Annotated in this window: 1 protein-coding gene; it reads left to right on the top strand. The window is 75.5% G+C overall.

The annotated features are described in order from the left end of the window. Nucleotides 1-223: 223 nt before the first annotated feature. Nucleotides 224-1161: serine/threonine-protein kinase (locus tag ACWDCZ_RS41585; RefSeq protein WP_449818758.1), on the top strand; the 938-nt coding region annotated here is incomplete at its 3' end.

Here is a 1161-nt window from a genome sequence, read left to right on the forward strand (position 1 = left end):
TTCGGTGGGCGGGGCGGCACTGCGGTGCCGCCCCGCCGTTCGTGGTGCCGCGGGCGCGGGGTGGTGATGGCCCGAGCTGAACATCATTCATATGATGGCAAGTCAGTAACTATCAGCCGGTGCCACGATCCTCGGAGGGCGTCCCGGACCAGGGCGCGCCCAGGGGACCGGGCCGGCCCCCGGATCCGCTCCGGCCCCCTCGGGCTCGATTCAGGGAGAAGCATTGCGCGGCACCGTGCTCGCCGACCGCTACCGGCTGGTGGACTGGCTCGGCGGCGGGTCGATGGGCGACGTGTGGCTCGCCGAGGACGAGGTCTTGGGCCGCCGGGTGGCGGTCAAGGTGGTGAAGCCGGCCCTGCTGGACGAGCCCGGCTTCGCCGAGCGCTTCCACGCCGAGGCCCGCGTCATGGCCCGGCTGCGGCACCCGGGCATCGTCGGCGTGTACGACTACGGGCACAGCGGCGGCGACGGGGCCAGCGGCGACGCGCACGGCGACGGGCACGGCGGTGCGTACGGGCGGCGCCCGGTCGGCTACCTGGTGATGGAGCTGATCGACGGTCAGCCGCTGAGCGCCGTCCTGGAGCGGCGCGGAGCCCTGCCGGTGGCCGAGGCCCTGCGGCTGGCCCTCCAGGTGCTGGAGGCGCTGGAGGCCGCGCACGCGTCCGGGGTGGTCCACCAGGACATCAAACCCGCCAACCTGATGGTCAACGGCGACCGGACGGTGATCGCGGACTTCGGCATCGCCGGCCCCGCCTGCGACCCCCGGTTCACCGTACCCGGGGTGGTGCTGGGCACCGCCGCCTACCAGGCACCGGAACAGGCCTCCACCGGGACGGTCACCGCCTCGGCGGACCTCTACGCGCTCGGCGTGGTCCTCTACGAGTGCCTCGCCGGGAGGCTCCCGTACGACGGGGAGACCGCCCTCGAACTGATCCTCAAGCACCTGACGGAGCCCGTCCCGCCGCTGCCCGGGGACGTGCCCGCGCCGGTGCGCGCGGTGGTCGAGCGGGCGATGGCCAAGGACCCCGGCGAGCGCTGGCCCGACGCGGCGACGATGGCCGCGGCGCTGCGCCAGGCCCTCGCGGCGGGCGAGGCGGCGGTGTCGCTGTCGGGCCCGGAGCGGCCCGTCGCCCGGCCCGTCGCCCGGCAGGCGCCGAGGGC

The sequence above is a fragment of the Kitasatospora sp. NPDC001225 genome (assembly GCF_053597855.1).